Source organism: Pontibacterium granulatum, from assembly GCF_029961155.1.
Lineage (GTDB): Bacteria > Pseudomonadota > Gammaproteobacteria > Pseudomonadales > Balneatricaceae > Pontibacterium > Pontibacterium granulatum.
In genome coordinates this window covers 139,228-156,721 of record NZ_JASBRH010000004.1, presented here as the reverse complement: position 1 = coordinate 156,721, position 17,494 = coordinate 139,228, and the positions used below count along the sequence as shown (strand labels likewise).

Here is a 17,494-nt window from a genome sequence, read left to right as displayed (position 1 = left end):
CAGAGTAGTATGAAAGCCGTTGTACAATCCTGCGGGTAGCACATGAACATTGAACAAGCCGTGGCGCAGCATGCGCGTTTGCAAGAGGTGAGCGATTCCTCCCGTCTGGACGCTGAGCTGCTGCTCTGTCATGTAATAGAGCAACCTCGCAGTTATCTGTTTACCTGGTCTGATCGGGAGTTGTCCGCTGAGCAGGTTGATGCCTATAAGGTACTCCTGCAGCGGCGTTTATTGGGTGAGCCGGTTGCGCACCTGATCGGTTCACAGGCGTTCTGGACACTGGATCTGGAGGTTACCCCCGATACGCTGATTCCCCGGCCTGAGACCGAAACTCTGGTGGAAGTGGCGCTGGATAAGCTGGCGGAGGGACCGTACCGGGTGGCGGACCTGGGTACCGGAACAGGCGCGATCGCGCTGTCGCTGGCATCAGAGCGCAGACGTTGGCACGTAGTAGGCTGTGATCGTGTTGATGCTGCGGTACAACTGGCAGAGCGTAATCGCCAGCGCCTGGAGATCAGCAACGCAGAGTTTGTGCAGGGAAGCTGGTTTGAGCCACTGCAGGGCACGTTCGATATGATCGTAAGCAATCCGCCCTATATCGATCCCGAAGATCCGCACCTGCAGCAGGGCGACGTGCGGTTTGAGCCGCTCAGTGCGCTGATTGCCGATAATCAGGGGATGGCGGATATTGAACAGATAGCCGACACTGCACGCACGTTTTTGAACACCGGCGGTTGGCTGCTGTTTGAGCATGGCTATGATCAAGGACCCGTGTCCCGCGAGCTGTTACAACGGCTTGGATATACGAATGTAGAAACCATACAGGACCTGGGTGCGCGTGACCGTGTGACCCTGGGCTGTTGGAGAGGTAGTGAAGACAATGCTGAGTGATGAACAGTTACTGCGGTACAGCCGCCAGATTATGTTGCCCGAAGTTGAGATCGATGGGCAGGAAGCCTGGCTGAACGCCTCCGTACTGGTGCTGGGGGTAGGTGGTCTGGGCAGTCCTGTGGCGATGTACCTGGCTGCTGCCGGGGTGGGTGAGCTGGTGCTGGTGGATGATGATGAAGTTGACCTCTCCAACCTGCAGCGACAGATAGCGCATACCACTGACCGTATCGGCGAGCCGAAAGTGGAGTCAGCCAAAGCAACACTGAATGCACTGAATCCGGATGTGTGTATCCGTACTGTCAATCAGCGCCTGTCCGGCGAGGAGATGGATGCGCTGGTGGCCGAGGTGGATCTGGTGGTTGATTGCACCGATAACTTCACCACCCGCTTTGCTGTCAATGAAGCCTGTGTGAAACACAAGAAACCGTTGGTGTCGGGTGCGGCCATTCGCATTGAAGGGCAGGTGGCTGTGTACGATCCACGGCAAGAGGATTCCCCCTGCTACCAGTGCCTGTACAAGCAGGGCGATGATGAAAACCTGACCTGCTCCGAGTCCGGTGTATTGGCGCCGTTGGTGGGTATCGTCGGTGCTGTGCAGGCGATGGAAGCCCTGAAGGTGCTTGCGAATATTGGCGAGCCGCTGGTGGGCAAGTTGCTACTATTGGACGGTCGCACCATGGAGTGGCGCTCCCTTAAACTGCGTAAGGACAAAGCCTGTCCTATATGTTCAGAAGGGAACGCAGATGAGTGAAACGGAACTGTTGTCCAGCATCGATGAAACCGTGGTTAAGGTGCTGAACGAGAGCAAAGTCATTGCCCTGGTGGGGGCCAGCCCGAAACCGGAACGCGCCAGTTATCGTGTGATGAACTACTTACTGCAGCGTGGCTATGAGGTGATTCCGGTGAACCCGGTGCAGAAGGGCCACGAGATCCTCGGGCAGACAGTGGTGGGCTCCCTGGCGGAGATCGACAAGCCGATTGATATGGTGGATGTGTTCCGTAACTCCGAAGCGGCGGGTGCGGTGATCGATGAAGCGATCATCGTAGGTGCCAAAGCGGTCTGGTTGCAACTGGATGTGATCAATGAAGCTGGGGCCGCCCGGGCGCGTGAGGCAGGTCTGGATGTAGTTATGGACCGCTGCCCGAAGATCGAGATTCCGCGCTTGGGTCTCTGATCGATGGGTTCACAATTTCCCGAATACAAAAAAGCCACCTGAAGCGGTGGCTTTTTCCTTAGTAGCACAACCTTAAATTGGTTGGCGGCTTTCGGTCGTCAGGATCATGATCAACGCTTCACTGTGCTCCAGTGCATCCCGACCCAGTGGTGTCAGATAACCACCGTCGTCCTGGGTGATCAGGCCCTTGTCATGCAGGCGTTTCGCAGCATCAATCATCTCCTGCGCTGCCGTATGGTGGACTTTAATGCCACTCTGGGTCGATTCCAGAGAAAATTGGCTGAGCAGGTTCAGTTCATCAAGTAGAGACTGGTTGTACGGCATCTGTTGGTTCCTTCTGTCAGGCCGGAAAGTAGTTCCGGCTCTTGGACACATCACAACAGGTCAGACGCGTGGTGCACAGACTCCGGATTTGGTTGAGCAGATGTGTGCTCGGAGGAGGCGATGTGCACGCTATCCTTGCGAATAATACGAATGACCTTCTCTACTCTAGCACCTTTAGTATGCTGTTTGACAATATGTGGATTGTTCGTAGCTTCAGCGACGGCTTTGAAATCCATAATTGGACTCCTTTTATTGTTCTGAGAGTGCCTGTTGGTACGTTGCATTCACAGGGTGTAGGAACAGTACAGACTTCATCAGCAAGAACATGTGCGAGGCCGGATGCATTGTCCGGCCTGTTTGTTGTGTCTAGCCACTATCGGACAGATGTTCCCGGGCGACCAGTCAACTTTGGTTTGATGTGCTACTGCAGCATGTTTAAAACTCATGTGGATAGGGTGAACTTCAGTTGCGTAGGAAATCTTTCTGCTGTTATCTGAAATACGAAGCTTTCCACCGAATAAGCGCAGCAAAACGCTGACTTATCTCTGCCTAAGCGGGCTATTATTGCTAAAAATTCTTATCCTATTTTTTGATCCGGAGGTCACCCCATGAGCATCACTCGTATGGAAACCGGCCAGCGCATGAGCCGTATTGTTATTCACAACAACACCGTATACCTGTGTGGTCAGGTGGCTGCGGATGCATCTGCAGGCATCAAAGAGCAGACTCAGACCATGCTGGACAAAGTGGACGCGCTGCTGGAGCAGGCGGGCAGCGACCGCGAAAATATCCTTTCCGCGACTGTTTACATCCGTGATATGAAAGACTTTGCGGCAATGAACGAAGTATGGGATGCATGGGTACCGGAAGGTTTCGCGCCTGCACGTGCGTGTGTTGAAGCACGTATGGCACGTCCAGAGCTGCTGGTGGAAGTGTCTGTGATTGCTGCGCAGAAGTAATTTTCTGGCGGTAAAGGCAAGATCAGCTGCCCTGCGGGGCTTACGGGAAAATTCGCACCTTCCCCAGAGCAGCTGATCGTTCTCTCTTAAGCCGGGATTCTCCGGCTGTTAATTCAGCAAATCTGCTGTTGTTTCGTACTGCTCTGCCAGCCAGAAATCCGCGGCAGTTTCTCCTTCATCCCTCAGTACGGCAGCCTGACGGCGCAGTTCCTGTATGATCTCTTCCCTGCGAATGCGCGGCTGATCCGCACCTTGCAACTGCGGTGAATTATTCTGAACGGCCTGATGCTCCATCTTCTTAATCCTCTTCGCGTCTTGTTGTTATCGGTGTTCGAGCAGATTTCGAACAGAAGGTCAGTATAGACGGCAATTTCGACCGAGATATTTTGTGGATGCAATTCGTACACTTGTTGATTCCAAAGTGCACAAAAAGTGATTTAGCGCAATTTTTGATCAGTTAGAGCTGCTGCATCATCTCACGCACTTTTCGATCATCTTCACAGCGTTTGGCGTACGCTAACGTTTCTTCGCTGCAGTTGATCGACGTGGTGTCGGCAGGCAGGTTGGCACCGGAGTTAATCAGGAAATGGATCAGCTCCAATCGTTCGGTGGCCAACGCTTGTACCATCAGGTCCGTGTCCCCACTGATATGACAGCCATGCTCGATCAGACGACTGATATGTACCATCAGCGCTGTCTCGGCGCAGTGGGAAAAACATGCGGACAGCAAACCGGTGGTGTTGGCATCAGCTCCGGCGCGCAATAACTGTGTGAGCAATGCAAGGCTGTTTTCTGGCTGCTGCAGCGCTAGCAGGACCAATGGGGTGTCACAACTGGCGGTAGCATTGGCGTCACAACCTCGGTTCAAAAGCAGCTCCAGTGATTTGGGCTGCCTGTTCAGGATCGCCAGTTCAACTGCCGACTGGTTGTCATACAGCGGTGCGTCCAGCTCATTGATCTCGAACTTGGCTAACAGCTTGGCCAGTTTGTCGAGATCGGCGGAGGTGATGGCATCTGCCAACTTCTGTTGGCGCCCGGAAAATAGTTTCCACATAGGTAATCAGAATCCAAAACGGCTGCGCAGCGGTTTGATCGTCAACATTAGCAGAACAAATGCGGCGGCCCAGTGTAGCAGGCTGTAAGTGTCGCCGTTCTGATGATGGGTAATGCCTTCTGCTAATTGGATGGCATGTTCACCGAGCAATCCGTCGACCAGCAGACCAATCACAATGGCGCTGACGCTGATACCGGACAGGTAGAGTATCAACGCGCGTTTGCCCAGCTCGCGCAGCAGAATACCCAGCGAGGCTATATTAGTCGCCGGGCCAACCAGCAAGAAGACCAATACGGTACCGGGAGAGAGCCCTGCAAGCAGAAGCGCTGCTGCCAACGGCGTGGATGCGCTGGCGCAGATGTAGAGCGGCAGGCCAACCACGAGCATCAGGAGCATCGCACCGAGGCCTGAGCCGTAGGCGGCCAGGTTGCCCGGTTCGATCACGGATGCGATCAATGCGGCCAACACCAAGCCAAACGCCATCCAGTATTTGATGTCGTCCAGAATATCGACCAGCGCGAAGCGCATACCGGACCAGATTCCCGGCGTTGTCTGCGAGGTTGTGTCGTTACTGGCGCAGCATCCTGCTGTTTTCGTATCAGTTGCACGTTTCTGCGTTGTGTTAGGGCTGCAACAACTGTCAGTTACTTCAGGTTGCGGTGTTGTTGATGCACTCGCACAGCTGCTTGTTACTGCCTGTTTCTGCACGGGGTCGGCTTGATTGCTGCTGCAACAGCTTTTTACCGCGTCCGGCTGGGAGGCAGGTTCCTCCGCGGTTGGCCGGTCAAAGAACAACACCATCAGGCCACTCACGATGGCACTGGTAATCGCAGCCAGTGGGCGAATCACAGCCATCACCGGTCCCATCAGGGCATAGGTGACCGTGATGGAATCAACGCCCGTTTCTGGTGTGGCGATCAGGAATGCGGTCGTGGCCGGTTTGGAGGCCCCGCTACGATGCAGGCCCACTGCGGTGGGCAATACGCCGCAGGAGCAAAGCGGGAGCGGTGCACCGATCAGGGCGGCACGAATGACTGAACCGGGACCATTGCCACTGAGCAAACGCTTCACCAGCGCTTCGGGAATCCAGCCCTTGATGACCGCTGCAAGGGAGAGTCCTAGCAGTAACCACAGAGCGGTCTCCAGATAGATGTTCAGCAGATTGTCCAGAAAGGTGATCAAATCGGTCGGCTCCTCGCGGAAAACAGATTGCGTGCTTTAAATATACCGCGAAGTGAAACAGGCGGCGATATCGTGTCAGATAATGCCCCACACGCGCAGCAGATAAATACCGGCGCTTAGGCTCAATACCGATCCCAGGGTGGTGGTCAGAATAATGTTGGCGGCCAGTTCACCGTTGGCGCCACTGCCTTTTGCCATCACGAAGCTGGCTGCGGCGGTCGGGCAGCCAAAGAGGATGAACAGCATCGCCAGTTCCTGGCCACGAAAACCGTAGATCCAGGCACCGATGCTCAGAATAATTGGCAGGATGACCAGTTTGGTGGCTGTGGCCCAGAACGCCATGGCTGACCTGTCGCGCAGACTTTTGAGGCTCAGTGAGCCGCCGATGGCCAGCAGTGCTAATGGCAATGTGAGATTGGCGAAGTAACGTCCGGTTTTGTCTACCACTTCGGGCAGTGTCCAGCCCATAAAGGAGAAGGGTAGCGCGGCCAGCACGGACAGGATAAGAGGGTTCTTGAGAATCTCCAACACAGCGTCGCTGAACTTCAGGCCGCCGTCTTTCTGCAACGGAACGGTCAAGGCGATGATTGATAGGGTGTTGTAAAGCGGGATCACCATCGCCAGCAGGATCGATGCCTGGGCCAGACCCGAATCGGCAAACAGGTTGTAGGAGACCGCCAGACCGATAACACCGTAGTTACCGCGAAAAGCACCCTGGATAAATGCGCCCAGGTCTCGTCCATCCTGTATCCAGCGAGCCGCCAGCCACCAGATCGCAATAAAGGAGACGAGGGTAGCCCCGACAAAGTAGATCAATTGGTCGGGGTTGAAGACCGAATAAAAGTCGGTGCTGGAGATCGCCATAAAGACCAGAGCCGGTAGCGTTAAGGTGAACACCAACTTGGAGGCGGTGCCAACAAACGCGGCATCAATAACACCGATCCGTTTCAGCACAATGCCGAGAAATACGATGAAGAAAATTGGAGCAACGGTATTGGCGGTAAACGCCAGCGACTGCAGATAGAGGTCCAAGGGTATCGTCCACTGAATGTGATATGCAGGAAAAATGCAGGCGGGATTCTAACACAGAGGTTGCGACCAAAGGGTGAGTGAAATTTAGACGTTTGGTCAGCTGCTTATGAGATGGCGGTCAGGTGCAACTAGGTCGTCGTCAGGTGTTTCTTGGGATAATCAAACAACGTGAGGGTGCCGCAGCTTTCGGCCAGCTCTGACCAACTGGTGATGCTCAGATGGATATGCATCAGGGCACCGGTAGGGAATTTATCCAGCTCTTCGTGGGTGAGGAAGTATCCCAGCATCTCCAGCCCCGGATTATGACCAAACAGCATGATGTGGCGGTAGCGGTCGGACTGGTTCTGCAGTACGTTCAGCAGCGTCTCGTAACAGGATTCGTACAGTTCGGGAATCTCGCGGATCTCTTCTGTTGGAATCTCCAGTGCCTGACTCACCGCTTCGGCGGTTGTCATCGCGCGCGCGGCTCCACTGCTCAGGATGCGGTCGGGATAAAGGTTGAATTCGGCGACGCGTTCGCCCAAGGCTGCGAGGTCGCGGGTACCGCGTTTGTTGAGAGGGCGTTCGAAGTCGGAAAGTGTAGGATCGTCCCAACTGGATTTTGCATGGCGGATCAGGGTGAGCTGGCGCATGGAATTTTCCCCCCTTTGAGTTACAAGTATTGTGGCAAAGTGGAGAAATCACAACGTAAATTGTTGCCCGGTACCGCGCCAATCCCGGGCAACATGGGGAAGGCTACTTAGCGATAGTCGTAGAAGCCACGACCGCTTTTCTTGCCCAGCCAGCCCGCCGCCACATATTTACGCAGCAGCGGTGCGGGTCGGTATTTATCTTCGCCCAGATCCCGATGCAAGACCTCCATGACCGCCAGGCAGGTGTCGAGGCCGATAAAGTCGGCGAGGGTGAGCGGCCCCATCGGATGGGCACACCCCAGTTGCATGGCGGCATCGATGTCTTCCACATTGGCGATCCCTTCTTCCAGCACGTAGCAGGCTTCGTTCAGCATCGGGATCAGGATGCGGTTAACGACAAAACCGGCTTTGTCGTTGCAGGCAACCGGATTTTTGCCCAGCTTTTCGGTGAAAGCCTTGACGGTATCAAAGGTGTCATCGCTGGTAGCCAGACCACGGATCACTTCAACCAGTGCCATGACCGGCACCGGGTTAAAGAAGTGCATACCCACTACTTTTTCTGGGCGACTGGTTGCCGCACCGATGGTGGTGATACTGATGGAGCTGGTGTTGGAGGCGAGCAGGGTCTCGGGTTTGCAGACTGAATCCAGATGCTGGAACAGGTTGAGCTTGAGCGTGATATCCTCACTTGCAGCCTCGATCACCAGGTCGCAGTCGGCGAGTTCGGTAAGGGAGCCGACAGGCATGATGTTCTGAACGATGGCATCCGCATCTGCCTGGGTGATCTTCTCGCGTTCTACCTGGGATTGCAGGCGCTTGGCAATCGTTTGCACACCGGTTTCGGCGGCTTGCAGGTTTAGATCCGACACGCGTACCGGTAAACCCGCCGCAGCAATTACCTGGGCAATACCTGCCCCCATCTGTCCGGCGCCAACTACGCCAACCTGGTTGATCTCAGTCATCGTGTCCCGTTCCCTTTCGCAGTGGATAGATCTGCGCAGTATACGGGAAAGTGCTTATTTCAGGTAAGGGTTAGCTGTCGGTCAGCTTGTCGAAATCGTTTGCACCGGGGCCGAGGGGCTGGCCGTAGCTGAACTCCACGTAGTTGCCGTTGGGATCACACAAGCCGCAGTAGTAGCCCACCGGGAAAGGCTCCTGACGTGGTTCCCACACCAGGTCGCCGGCCTCGCGTGCGTTTGCGGCGAGTTGGTCAACAGCGTCTTTGCTTTCCAGGGCAAATCCAAAGTGTCGATAGTCGTCGGCTGCTAGCTCAAGGTCATTACCGCCATTCATCAGCACAAAAATAAAGTCGGTCTCGCGGTCTGGTTCGGCCATCCATACAATCCGTTTAGGTTCATGGTGGCGCTGGTGGATGATCTCCATGCCGCAGTACGTATGATAAAACCTTATACAGGCATCGATATCTTGGACGTGCAGGGCAATGTGGGTCAGGCGTGGTGTTTTCATAGGCTGGTATTTATCGTGAAGCCGAATCGATGATCAATATCTTTAAATAAATGAGCCCCCGGTTTGTTTTTTAGTTTTAACCTACTCGCTGAATTTAACCGCTATTATCGCCGGGGGCCGTCAGTAAGTGATTTGCATGTTAGTGTTCGTCTAAGAGGCCGTTGTCGATAATTTTCCATGTGAGTTCAAAGGCTTCCAGACGTTCTTGCAAAGTGGCTTCTACCTCCTCATCCGTTAGTACGTTTGTTAATTCCATTTCGATTTCCCGGTCGAGTTTGAAACCCTCATTCAGAGGGGGTGGGTTGCTCCTCATTGTTAACCGCCCTCAATTTCTTTTGGTTGGTCATGTCCTTTTTTAAGCTTACCAATGGTTAGCAGGCCCGAACGATGCGGGCTCCATTCGATTGTATGTTGAGCAAGGCTTCTTTGAGCAATGCGTCACTTAAGGCTAGCACTGATCAAAAAAAATACACTTTAAAAAATGAAAAATTTATACATTTATTCCTTAGTAATTAAAGGGTTAATTTGATAATCGATTTAATTTTCTTTGTAAATCAATTGATTCTTTTAAGTAGGCAGGAGTGGCAATAGCGACACTTTATTATTCAAAATGTCTTTTTTATAGCGGTGAATGATAAAAACAGTCCAGCTACCTGATACGCCGCATCTTGGCTACACCGGTTTACGATATCGAAACCTCAAAGCAGGCTTATTTGTTGAGTGATGCCATACTAAGGGAGGTGATAACACCAGTAAGAGTCAGGAAGGGGCGCTGTCATGAGTGAAGTGCGAGGCAACGTAGTACCAAGTGAGATAAACCCGCAGGGATTTAACAACGTTTTGGACGTTGCAGCATGGGCCTGCAGGGAATTTGCACAGAAACCGGTGTTTACCAGTTTAGGGCGTACCCTGAGCTATCAGGAGCTGGATGAACTGGCCGATGCGTTTGCGGTATATCTTCAGAAACATACCAGCCTTGAGCCCGGAGACAGGATAGCCATTCAGTTACCCAACATTGTTCAGTATCCAATCGTATTGCTGGGCGCATTGCGTGCAGGCCTGGTTGTCGTGAACACCAACCCCCTCTATACCGCATCCGAAATGCGATATCAGTTCCGGGATTCTGGTGCAAAGGCGTTGGTTATTCACAAAAGCATGGCGTGCAAGGCGGAAGAGATTCTGGACGATACGTCGATTGAGACTGTATTCGTTACCCAGGTGGGGGATTTGCACAGCTTAATAAAACGGGTGCTGATTAACGCAGCGGTGAAATACGTTAAAAAGATGGAACCGCCGTTTAGGTTGCCCGAGGCGGTTCCACTGTTCGATGCGCTTGATCTGTGTCTAGGTGGGATTCCAGAGCCATTGGAGGTTCATCCCGAAGATCTGGCGGTGCTGCAGTATACCGGCGGTACAACCGGTGTATCCAAGGGCGCGATGCTCACTCATGCCAATCTTGTGTCCAACATCCTGCAATCCTACGAGCGCATCAATGCGGTTGGGAATGGCTGGCAGGATGCGGTGATCGCGCCGCTGCCGCTCTACCATATCTATGCCTTCACCTTGTCTCAGGTTGTGATGCTTGCGGGCGGTCATAGTGTTCTTATCCCGAATCCACGCGATATTCCCAACCTTATAAAAGAGATGGGGCACTGGCCGCCGACGACTTTTTTGGGTTTAAACACCCTTTTCGTGGCGTTGTGTAAACAACCTGAGTTCGCTGAACTGGATTTTGAGCAGCTGAGGATGACCGTCTCTGGCGGTATGGCACTGACACACGCCGCCGCCGCTGAATGGCAATCCATAACCGGGTGCGAAATTATGGAAGGTTATGGACTGACGGAAACATCGCCCGTGGTTGCCGTGAACCCCTACGATGCTGTTCAGCTGGGCAGCATTGGCTTGCCGGTCTCCGCAACCGAGGTCAAAGTGATTGGGGATGATGGAAATGCAGTAGCTGATGATGCTCCCGGTGAGTTGTGTGTTCGTGGCCCCCAGGTCATGAAAGGCTACTGGCAGCGTCCTGAGGCAACCGATCAGGCCTTCACCAAGGATGGTTATTTTCGCACCGGTGATATTGCCGTAATGCAGAAAGATGGGTATCTGCGCATCGTGGATCGGGCGAAAGATATGATTATCACCTCCGGTTTTAACGTCTACCCCAACGAGGTGGAAGATGTTTTGTGTTCGCATCCGGATGTCGTTGAATGTGCCGCGATTGGTGTACCGGATGATATTTGCGGTGAGGTGGTGAAGGCATTCGTGGTGACGGAGGCTGATGTGCTCACGACCGAACAGATACGTGAATGGTGCCAGCAGCAGCTGACGCGTTACAAAGTGCCACAATATGTTGAGTTCGTGAACGAGCTACCAAAAACAAACGTGGGTAAGGTATTGCGCAGGGAGTTAAGAGATCGCACCGCTGTGGATAATGTAAATCGGGCTGCTGGCTAACGTAGTTTGGGGTAGTCGTTTAAGGTATTTGGTTGGGGGTGTTGGGAGCCACGTCCCCTGTGGCTGAGAGGGGTTACTGCGGTGTTAGGCAGATACTGATGGTTGGAACATATCGAGGGTTTCGTGAGATGTACTGCTTTGATCTGCTATACGGGTTCTGCTTTCACGGTAGGCGGTAGGTGCTACGCCAATGTGCTTTTTAAAGACGCGTGTAAAGTAAGATTGGTCCCTAAACCCAACTGAGAGTGCAATATCCAGAATAGGCATGTTGGGATTCTGCAAGAGTCGCATCGCCTCTTCGATTCGGGTTCTCTGTACAAACTCCTGGAAGGTGATACCACACTGTTTGCGGAAGCTGCGACTGAACTGGAAGGGGCGCATGCGACACAGGCAAGCCATCTGTTCTTCCGTAATCTTTTCGGTAAAGTGTTGTTGGATATAAGAGATCGCAGGAGCCAGTGCGCGTTCTTCCTGAGTGCCGTTATTAATAAAACGGGCTTCTTCAGGAATCGGAGGTGCCTGCGAGCCATTAAACGGCGTATTTTCCCAATGATCGTGGGATTCAATCTGCTTTCTTAGCTGTTGAATTTCTTGTTCTGCTTGAGCCGCATTTAGAGGTTTTACCAAGAAGTCCCATACACGCATGCGGAGTGCCCAAACCGCTAGAGCTTCTGAATGTTGCTCTGTCAGAAGCAGAACCGGTACATCCGGATAACTCATACGGGTGTTTCTCAATAGATCCAAACCATATTTGTCTGGGAAGTCGTAGTCGAAGCAGATGGCCCTGGGATGCAGTGATACTGCTTCCTCAGAGGTGACTGTCTCGGGTGCCATAACGCGTACTGAAAAGTACTTTTCAAACAAGACTGAGATGCCTTCATCACTACTTGAGGCTTTCATGTCTATCCAGAATAACACTGATTTTTCCATGAATTCCGCTTCCAAGTCCGTGTAACAGGTGGCTTATAAGTGTACAGCTGTAACCCAGTGTTTGTTAACAACCTTTAACACCATACAAAGCAGTTTAGTCCAAAACTTTACAGCTATTGAGCTAAGCCCTTCATCTATAGTTCGTTTCGCTTGAAACATTTTCATTTTTGAGTGGATTGGTAGAAATCACAAAATAGTCCCAGTGTTTACGCAAAATAGTCCCAACCCTGTCCAAACACCCCTCCTATAGTTCCCCGTGTGAGTTGATTGACATACCTGCATGCAACGCTGATTCAAACAAGCAGAACATGCACAAACCGAGGACAGGACAATGATGACTCTCAAAGAAAAATTGATTGCATTTGTGAAAGAAGAAGAAGGTCTGACCACTGTTGAGTACGCAGTAGCGGGTAGTCTGATTGCTGCTGCGGTAATCACTGCATTTGATGATCTTGGTGCAGCAGTGTGTGGCGTGATCACAGGCATCAAAACTACCTTAGAAACTGGTAATGATTACGTATATGCAGCTTGTGCTTAAGACTTGAGAGAAGAGCTGTTCAGGCAATTATGGAGGATGAACGATGTTGGCTTATCAAACCTATGATTTATCAACCGTCATCCTCCTTGTCGTACTTATGGTTGCTTCAGTGGTGGATTTTCGGTGTCACAAAATCCCAAACTGGCTGACATTTCCAGCTTTGATCTTGGGCTTAGCTCTTCAGACCATCTTTCTTGGCTGGATTGGTGGATCGAACGCGTTATTAGGGGCAGCTACCGGCTTAGCGGTTTTGCTGCCCATCTACCTTTTAGGGGGGATGGGGGCCGGTGATGTGAAGCTGATGGCTGCTGTTGGGACCTTTGTCGGGTGGGAGACGACTGTGCTTTCTGCTGCCTATGGCGTTTGTTTAGCCGGTCTGTATGGAATTTTGCTTGTTACGGTAAAGCGTGAGTGGATGGCTTCTATTCAGCGCTATGCCGTATCTATACAAATGAAATCGTATGTATCTCCAGACGCTAGCTCAGTCACCCGAAAGCGTTTCCCATTTGCTGTATGTATCGCAGTTGGAGTTGCAACAGCCCTATATCGGGTTGGGGATCTGGATTTTTATCACCTGACAAGTGAGTTGAGCTATCAGTGGCAGTTGTTGGGATCGGGCGAATGAATGAGAGGGCAAACCATGAATACCGAGACTATTTCCTCAATGGCCATACAGGAAGATCAAGGGATTAAGGCGTTAGCACCAAGGCCCACGAATGTAGAGGATACCGGTTTAACCGCTCATTTCTTAGCGGAGCTATTCGTAAAGCACATTAATGATGCGGGCCTGCTAACCCTTAAACAGTTGATGCAGCGTCTGGCTTTATCCGGGCCGGTGATCGAAGAGGTGATCAACTTTCTGCGTAAAGAGGTGCTGATAGAGGTCCACTCCCGAGGTTTTGAACACCGCGAGTTGCACTATGGTTTAACCCAGAGGGGGCGTGATTACGCATTCGAAGCCCTTGCCAAAAGTGGCTACACAGGGCCTGTACCTGTTCCTATTGAACATTACCGTTCAGTTGTCGCTGCTCAGTCAATACATAACTTTAATGTGACACGTGACAAATTTTACCGAGCCTTTTCCAAAGTTACGCTAAAAGCAGAACTTAAGGATCAGCTGGGTCCAGCGCTCAATTCAGGTCGTGCGATATTTATCTATGGACCCGCGGGTACTGGTAAAACCTATATCACGCAAAAGATGCTTAACCTGTTTGATGACAGCTGTCTGATTCCTTATGCGCTTGAGATCGATGGCAGTGTGGTCAGCCTTTTTGATCCGCTGATTCATCGTCCAGTTGAGGAGATCAAAACCAACCCTAATTTGCGCCTCAACGATGACTACGATGCTCGCTTTGTTCGTTGTGAAAGACCTGTAGTTATTACCGGGGGCGAGCTGGGCATGGAAATGCTTGAGGTGAACTTTAATCCGGTATTGAAGGAGTACCAGGCTCCCCTGCAACTGAAAGCGAATAACGGGATGTTCATTATCGACGATATGGGGCGGCAGCGTGCCACACCGATGGAGATTTTTAACCGTTGGATCGTTCCGCTTGAAGAGCATAAAGATTATCTCACGCTTGGGGCGGGTAAACATGTACAGACGCCGTTCGATCAAGTCGTGGTGTTCTCCTCCAATATCAATCCACTAGATTTGGCTGACGAGGCTTTTTTGCGACGCATCGGCTACAAGGTGTATTTCGGTTTTCTAGAGCCGGATCAGTATGAGCAGATCTGGAGACAGGAATGTGGAGAGCGTGATATTCCGTTTAATCCAGAGCTTCTGCACTACGTTTTGTATCAGCTTCATGGCGCGAAGGGGGTAGCCCTACGTCCATGTCATCCGCGCGATCTTCTGGGTATGGCCTGGGACCGATTCCTATATCAGGGAGGGGAGGGCGAGCTTATGCCAGAACATCTGGACTGGGCATGGAACAGCTACTTCGTGAGCATCGATCAACAGAAACAGATGAGTGAATTTTAATTCCTCTTGAGGAGGGGGTCTCATGATTAAAAGCAGAACGGTGACGTTGTTCTTCCTGTCAGTCGCCTTCGCCGTAGGCGCCGCTTGGATTGCGAATAACTGGATTAGCGCGCAGCAACCTTCAGTTGCCAAGCAGGAGGTGGTTGGCACACCCGTGGTTGTCGCGGCACTGGATATCCCGTACGGGCATACAATTGAAAAACGCCATCTTAAGGTGGTGATGATGCCTGAGGAGGTTGCACCCTCAAACAGCTACCGTGCGGTGTCTGATTTGGAGGGAAAGGTGGCTAAAAACATAATGCTTCCAGATGAAATTATCCGTAGCGAGCGTGTTTCGGATCATCTCGAAGGAGCGACGCTGGCAGCGTTAATTGAGCCAAATATGCGTGCATTTACTGTTCGCGTAGACGATGTGGTCGGGGTTGGTGGGTTTTTGCTGCCGGGTAATCGCGTGGATGTCATCGCCTCCCGCGCGTCTGGCAAAAGCAAGCGGGTGATTACGGAAACTGTATTGCGTGATCTAAAAGTCCTGGCGGTTGATCAGACTGCACGTACCGACAAAAACGAACCCATTGTGGTTCGTGCGGTGACGCTGGAAGTCACACCGCGTGAGGCTGAACGTTTGGCAAAAGCGAGAGGTGAAGGATCAATACAGTTGACATTGCGTAATCCAACAGAGGATGAGCCACAGCAACAAGTTGCTACGGCAAAGCCTAAACCAAAAATTAAGCGCACTTATAGTGCCCCTCCGAAAGTAATCGTGATCAAGGGCACCGAATGGCAGTCGAAGAAGGTTCCGATGTAATGCAGTTGCAACAACAGTGATGTGTGGAGATTCATGAAGCCTGAAAAGACCTCGTGATCACGCCACAAGGGATAGCAGAGGAATGATCATGGCATATTCAGCAACCGTAGAAAATACAGGCCTACACAGCCTGTCGGAGAGATGGATGATGCAGTTCTTGATGCTGCTGCTGATCGCTTCGCTGAGCTTCAGCAATGCGAATGCGGCAGCTCAGGCTGTAGCCCTGGAGAGGGTCGCGCAAACCGTCAACGTTCCACTTTATAAATCACGGATAATCCAATTGGACGGTCCGGTACACAAAATATCGGTAGGTAATAAAGGGGTCGCTGATATTTTGGTGATGCGTGCCAATCAGGTTTACATCGTAGGCAACGGGATTGGTACGACAAATATCCTTATGTGGGATAAGAGTAACAACCTCACCCAGTCCTTGGATGTTGAGGTGACACCTGATCTTAACTCCCTGAAAGCCAAACTACACCAGCTGCTTCCCGGTGAGTCCATCCGCGTAAATATGTCTCAGGGCGCGATCGTTCTTAGCGGTGAGGTTTCGAACGCGGTGAATATGGACACTGCGATGAAGGTAGCTAATAGCTATCTCCAAAAACCAGATGATGAGGGGGCAACTCAGGAAGGGAGTGTCATCAACCTGATGAGCATCGGAGGATCCCAACAGGTGATGTTAAAGGTCACAGTTGCTGAGGTCTCTCGCTCCGTGATGAAGCGCCTGGGCATAAAGTTTCACACTTTTGTCACTGGAGATCACACTAATTTCGGTGCTGTAAGTGGCGGCGCTACATTTCCGGACTCACTCAGTTTCGGTGAGGTAGGAGACACCGGGGAAGTCGTTAGTGCGAGGACTGGACTTTTCAACAGTGGCAGTATTGCCGGACCAGCGGTGGATGAGTTTGCACCGGGAAATTTGGCTATCGAGGATAAGGGATTATTTGCGGGTTACCTGGATGATAATTTCTTGTTTTCCCTGGCTATCGATGCAGCAAAAGATAATGACTTAGCCAAAATTCTTGCTGAACCGACTCTAACCGCATTGACAGGTCAGGAGGCAGAGTTTTTGTCTGGTGGGGAGTTCCCAATCCCTGTGCCTGATGATGATGGTATCACTATTGAATTCAAAGAGTTTGGTGTGGGGTTGAAGTTTATTCCGGTGGTGCTGGATTCGGGGCGAATCAATCTGAATCTCAATGTCAGTGTTACCGAGCTAACCAGTACCAGTGCAATAACACTCGGATCCGGTTCCTCAAGCTCAGGATTCTTTGTGCCTGCACTAACCAAAAGAAGTGCTCGTTCTACTGTTGAATTAGGTGATGGGCAGACTATCGGCATTGCAGGCCTGATTAATGAAAACATGCGCGATGTGGTCAGCAAGTTCCCTGGCCTAGGGGATATACCTGTACTCGGGCATCTTTTCCGCAGTCAGGAGTTTGAAAAGGGTGAAACTGAGCTGGTCATCATGGTGACACCAACACTTGCTCAGCCATTCAATGCAGATGAAATTGCGCTTCCCGGAGATGGATTTGTCGAACCCAGTGATTTCGAGTTCTACGTACTAGGCCGTACGCATGGTGTTGTTTCTCAGGATACTGCAGCAGAGGAATCTGAAAAAACTGACGAGATCCAGTCTGACTCTGCAGAATCTGATCCGGAGAGTTCGGTGGCCCAGAGCTTTGGAATTGATGAAACTGACACTGTGATTCGATCGGCAGCGGGCGGATCAGAGAGTAAGTTTGGCCACAGTATCCACTAGAGGAGGACGGAGCAATGAAACTTGAAAAGACTTTCGTATCAGTTGTTGTTCTGGCCCTGTGTTTTGTAGTGGGTGGTTGCGCCGGATACGGTAATGCGCCTTGGCCTACGCAGGGTGATGCTGTCAACGAAATGGTTGAACAGCAAACCGCATTTCCAGAAAAAGTAGTTGAAGCAGGGAATCCACCTCTGGATGGGACTATCGCTGAACGTGTGGTCAAGACGTATCGCGCAGATACGGCAAATCGCGATGCCGTGCGTAATACGATTGAGGTCAACATCGGTCAATAACGTCAATCTGGCTAT

21 protein-coding genes are annotated in these 17,494 nt (G+C 51.7%); 11 read left to right on the top strand and 10 right to left on the bottom strand.

Annotated features, from left to right (window positions below):
• Window positions 1-42 precede the first annotated feature (42 nt).
• The 3 genes from prmC to QKW35_RS05460 are packed head-to-tail and all read left to right on the top strand — an operon-like array spanning window position 43 to window position 2,066.
• Window positions 43-891 carry a peptide chain release factor N(5)-glutamine methyltransferase gene (gene prmC, locus QKW35_RS05470; protein WP_282351321.1) on the top strand — a complete coding sequence of 283 codons (849 nt, stop codon included), beginning with the start codon at window positions 43-45 and terminating at the stop codon, window positions 889-891.
• Entirely contained in the window at window positions 881-1,642 is a 762-nt protein-coding gene (locus tag QKW35_RS05465; protein ID WP_282351470.1) for a molybdopterin-synthase adenylyltransferase MoeB, read from the top strand. Before prmC ends, QKW35_RS05465 begins: the two co-directional genes overlap by 11 nt.
• On the top strand, window positions 1,635-2,066 hold the full coding sequence (locus QKW35_RS05460) for a CoA-binding protein (RefSeq protein WP_345774480.1): 432 nt from the start codon (window positions 1,635-1,637) through the stop codon (window positions 2,064-2,066). Before QKW35_RS05465 ends, QKW35_RS05460 begins: the two co-directional genes overlap by 8 nt.
• Window positions 2,067-2,138: 72 nt before the next feature.
• Here the strand turns inward: QKW35_RS05460 and QKW35_RS05455 are convergent, their stop codons facing one another.
• Together QKW35_RS05455 and QKW35_RS05450 are read right to left on the bottom strand one after the other, a co-directional pair.
• Window positions 2,139-2,390 carry a TIGR02647 family protein gene (locus tag QKW35_RS05455; RefSeq protein ID WP_282351320.1) on the bottom strand — a complete coding sequence of 84 codons (252 nt, stop codon included), beginning with the start codon at window positions 2,388-2,390 and terminating at the stop codon, window positions 2,139-2,141.
• Between the two features lie 50 nt (window positions 2,391-2,440).
• Window positions 2,441-2,626 (bottom strand): hypothetical protein, encoded by a 186-nt coding sequence (locus QKW35_RS05450; protein WP_282351318.1) that lies wholly within the window; start codon window positions 2,624-2,626, stop codon window positions 2,441-2,443.
• A 372-nt stretch (window positions 2,627-2,998) separates the two neighbouring features.
• On the opposite strand from QKW35_RS05450, the gene QKW35_RS05445 reads away from it, so the two are divergent.
• Entirely contained in the window at window positions 2,999-3,349 is a 351-nt protein-coding gene (locus tag QKW35_RS05445; RefSeq protein WP_282351317.1) for a RidA family protein, read from the top strand.
• A 108-nt stretch (window positions 3,350-3,457) separates the two neighbouring features.
• On the opposite strand, the gene QKW35_RS05440 is transcribed toward QKW35_RS05445, so the two are convergent.
• The 7 genes from QKW35_RS05440 to QKW35_RS05410 form a co-directional block, all read right to left on the bottom strand.
• Window positions 3,458-3,643 (bottom strand): hypothetical protein, encoded by a 186-nt coding sequence (locus QKW35_RS05440; protein ID WP_282351316.1) that lies wholly within the window; start codon window positions 3,641-3,643, stop codon window positions 3,458-3,460.
• Window positions 3,644-3,806: 163 nt separating this feature from the next.
• Window positions 3,807-4,403 carry an ankyrin repeat domain-containing protein gene (locus QKW35_RS05435; protein WP_282351315.1) on the bottom strand — a complete coding sequence of 199 codons (597 nt, stop codon included), beginning with the start codon at window positions 4,401-4,403 and terminating at the stop codon, window positions 3,807-3,809.
• Window positions 4,404-4,409: 6 nt separating this feature from the next.
• The gene (locus QKW35_RS05430) at window positions 4,410-5,585 is read right to left on the bottom strand and encodes an SO_0444 family Cu/Zn efflux transporter (protein WP_282351314.1); all 1,176 of its coding nucleotides are present in this window, start codon (window positions 5,583-5,585) and stop codon (window positions 4,410-4,412) included.
• Between the two features lie 75 nt (window positions 5,586-5,660).
• Window positions 5,661-6,617: an AEC family transporter gene (locus QKW35_RS05425; RefSeq protein WP_282351313.1), complete on the bottom strand. Its 957-nt coding sequence runs from the start codon at window positions 6,615-6,617 to the stop codon at window positions 5,661-5,663.
• Between the two features lie 128 nt (window positions 6,618-6,745).
• The gene (locus QKW35_RS05420) at window positions 6,746-7,249 is read right to left on the bottom strand and encodes a SixA phosphatase family protein (protein WP_282351312.1); all 504 of its coding nucleotides are present in this window, start codon (window positions 7,247-7,249) and stop codon (window positions 6,746-6,748) included.
• Between the two features lie 107 nt (window positions 7,250-7,356).
• Window positions 7,357-8,211 (bottom strand): 3-hydroxybutyryl-CoA dehydrogenase, encoded by an 855-nt coding sequence (locus QKW35_RS05415; RefSeq protein ID WP_282351311.1) that lies wholly within the window; start codon window positions 8,209-8,211, stop codon window positions 7,357-7,359.
• Window positions 8,212-8,281: 70 nt separating this feature from the next.
• Window positions 8,282-8,716, bottom strand: coding sequence for a VOC family protein (locus tag QKW35_RS05410; protein WP_282351309.1), 435 nt, complete (start codon window positions 8,714-8,716; stop codon window positions 8,282-8,284).
• Window positions 8,717-9,493: 777 nt separating this feature from the next.
• Between QKW35_RS05410 and QKW35_RS05405 the strand changes: the two genes are divergently transcribed.
• Entirely contained in the window at window positions 9,494-11,170 is a 1,677-nt protein-coding gene (locus tag QKW35_RS05405; protein ID WP_282351308.1) for an AMP-binding protein, read from the top strand.
• A gap of 84 nt (window positions 11,171-11,254) precedes the next feature.
• On the opposite strand, the gene QKW35_RS05400 is transcribed toward QKW35_RS05405, so the two are convergent.
• On the bottom strand, window positions 11,255-12,100 hold the full coding sequence (locus tag QKW35_RS05400; RefSeq protein ID WP_282351307.1) for a response regulator transcription factor: 846 nt from the start codon (window positions 12,098-12,100) through the stop codon (window positions 11,255-11,257).
• A 331-nt stretch (window positions 12,101-12,431) separates the two neighbouring features.
• Between QKW35_RS05400 and QKW35_RS05395 the strand changes: the two genes are divergently transcribed.
• The 6 genes from QKW35_RS05395 (at window position 12,432) to QKW35_RS05370 (ending at window position 17,479) form a co-directional block, all read left to right on the top strand.
• A complete protein-coding gene (locus QKW35_RS05395) occupies window positions 12,432-12,638 on the top strand; it encodes a Flp family type IVb pilin (RefSeq protein ID WP_282351306.1) in 207 nt (68 codons plus the stop codon).
• 43 nt (window positions 12,639-12,681) lie between these two features.
• The gene (locus QKW35_RS05390) at window positions 12,682-13,263 is read left to right on the top strand and encodes an A24 family peptidase (RefSeq protein WP_282351305.1); all 582 of its coding nucleotides are present in this window, start codon (window positions 12,682-12,684) and stop codon (window positions 13,261-13,263) included.
• A gap of 15 nt (window positions 13,264-13,278) precedes the next feature.
• Window positions 13,279-14,619: a P-loop NTPase family protein gene (locus QKW35_RS05385; RefSeq protein ID WP_282351303.1), complete on the top strand. Its 1,341-nt coding sequence runs from the start codon at window positions 13,279-13,281 to the stop codon at window positions 14,617-14,619.
• Window positions 14,620-14,641: 22 nt separating this feature from the next.
• Window positions 14,642-15,424, top strand: coding sequence for a Flp pilus assembly protein CpaB (gene cpaB, locus QKW35_RS05380; protein ID WP_282351301.1), 783 nt, complete (start codon window positions 14,642-14,644; stop codon window positions 15,422-15,424).
• 88 nt (window positions 15,425-15,512) lie between these two features.
• Complete coding sequence (locus QKW35_RS05375; protein WP_282351300.1) at window positions 15,513-17,189, top strand: type II and III secretion system protein family protein; 1,677 nt, start codon at window positions 15,513-15,515, stop codon at window positions 17,187-17,189.
• A 14-nt stretch (window positions 17,190-17,203) separates the two neighbouring features.
• The gene (locus tag QKW35_RS05370; protein ID WP_282351299.1) at window positions 17,204-17,479 is read left to right on the top strand and encodes a hypothetical protein; all 276 of its coding nucleotides are present in this window, start codon (window positions 17,204-17,206) and stop codon (window positions 17,477-17,479) included.
• Window positions 17,480-17,494 lie beyond the last annotated feature (15 nt).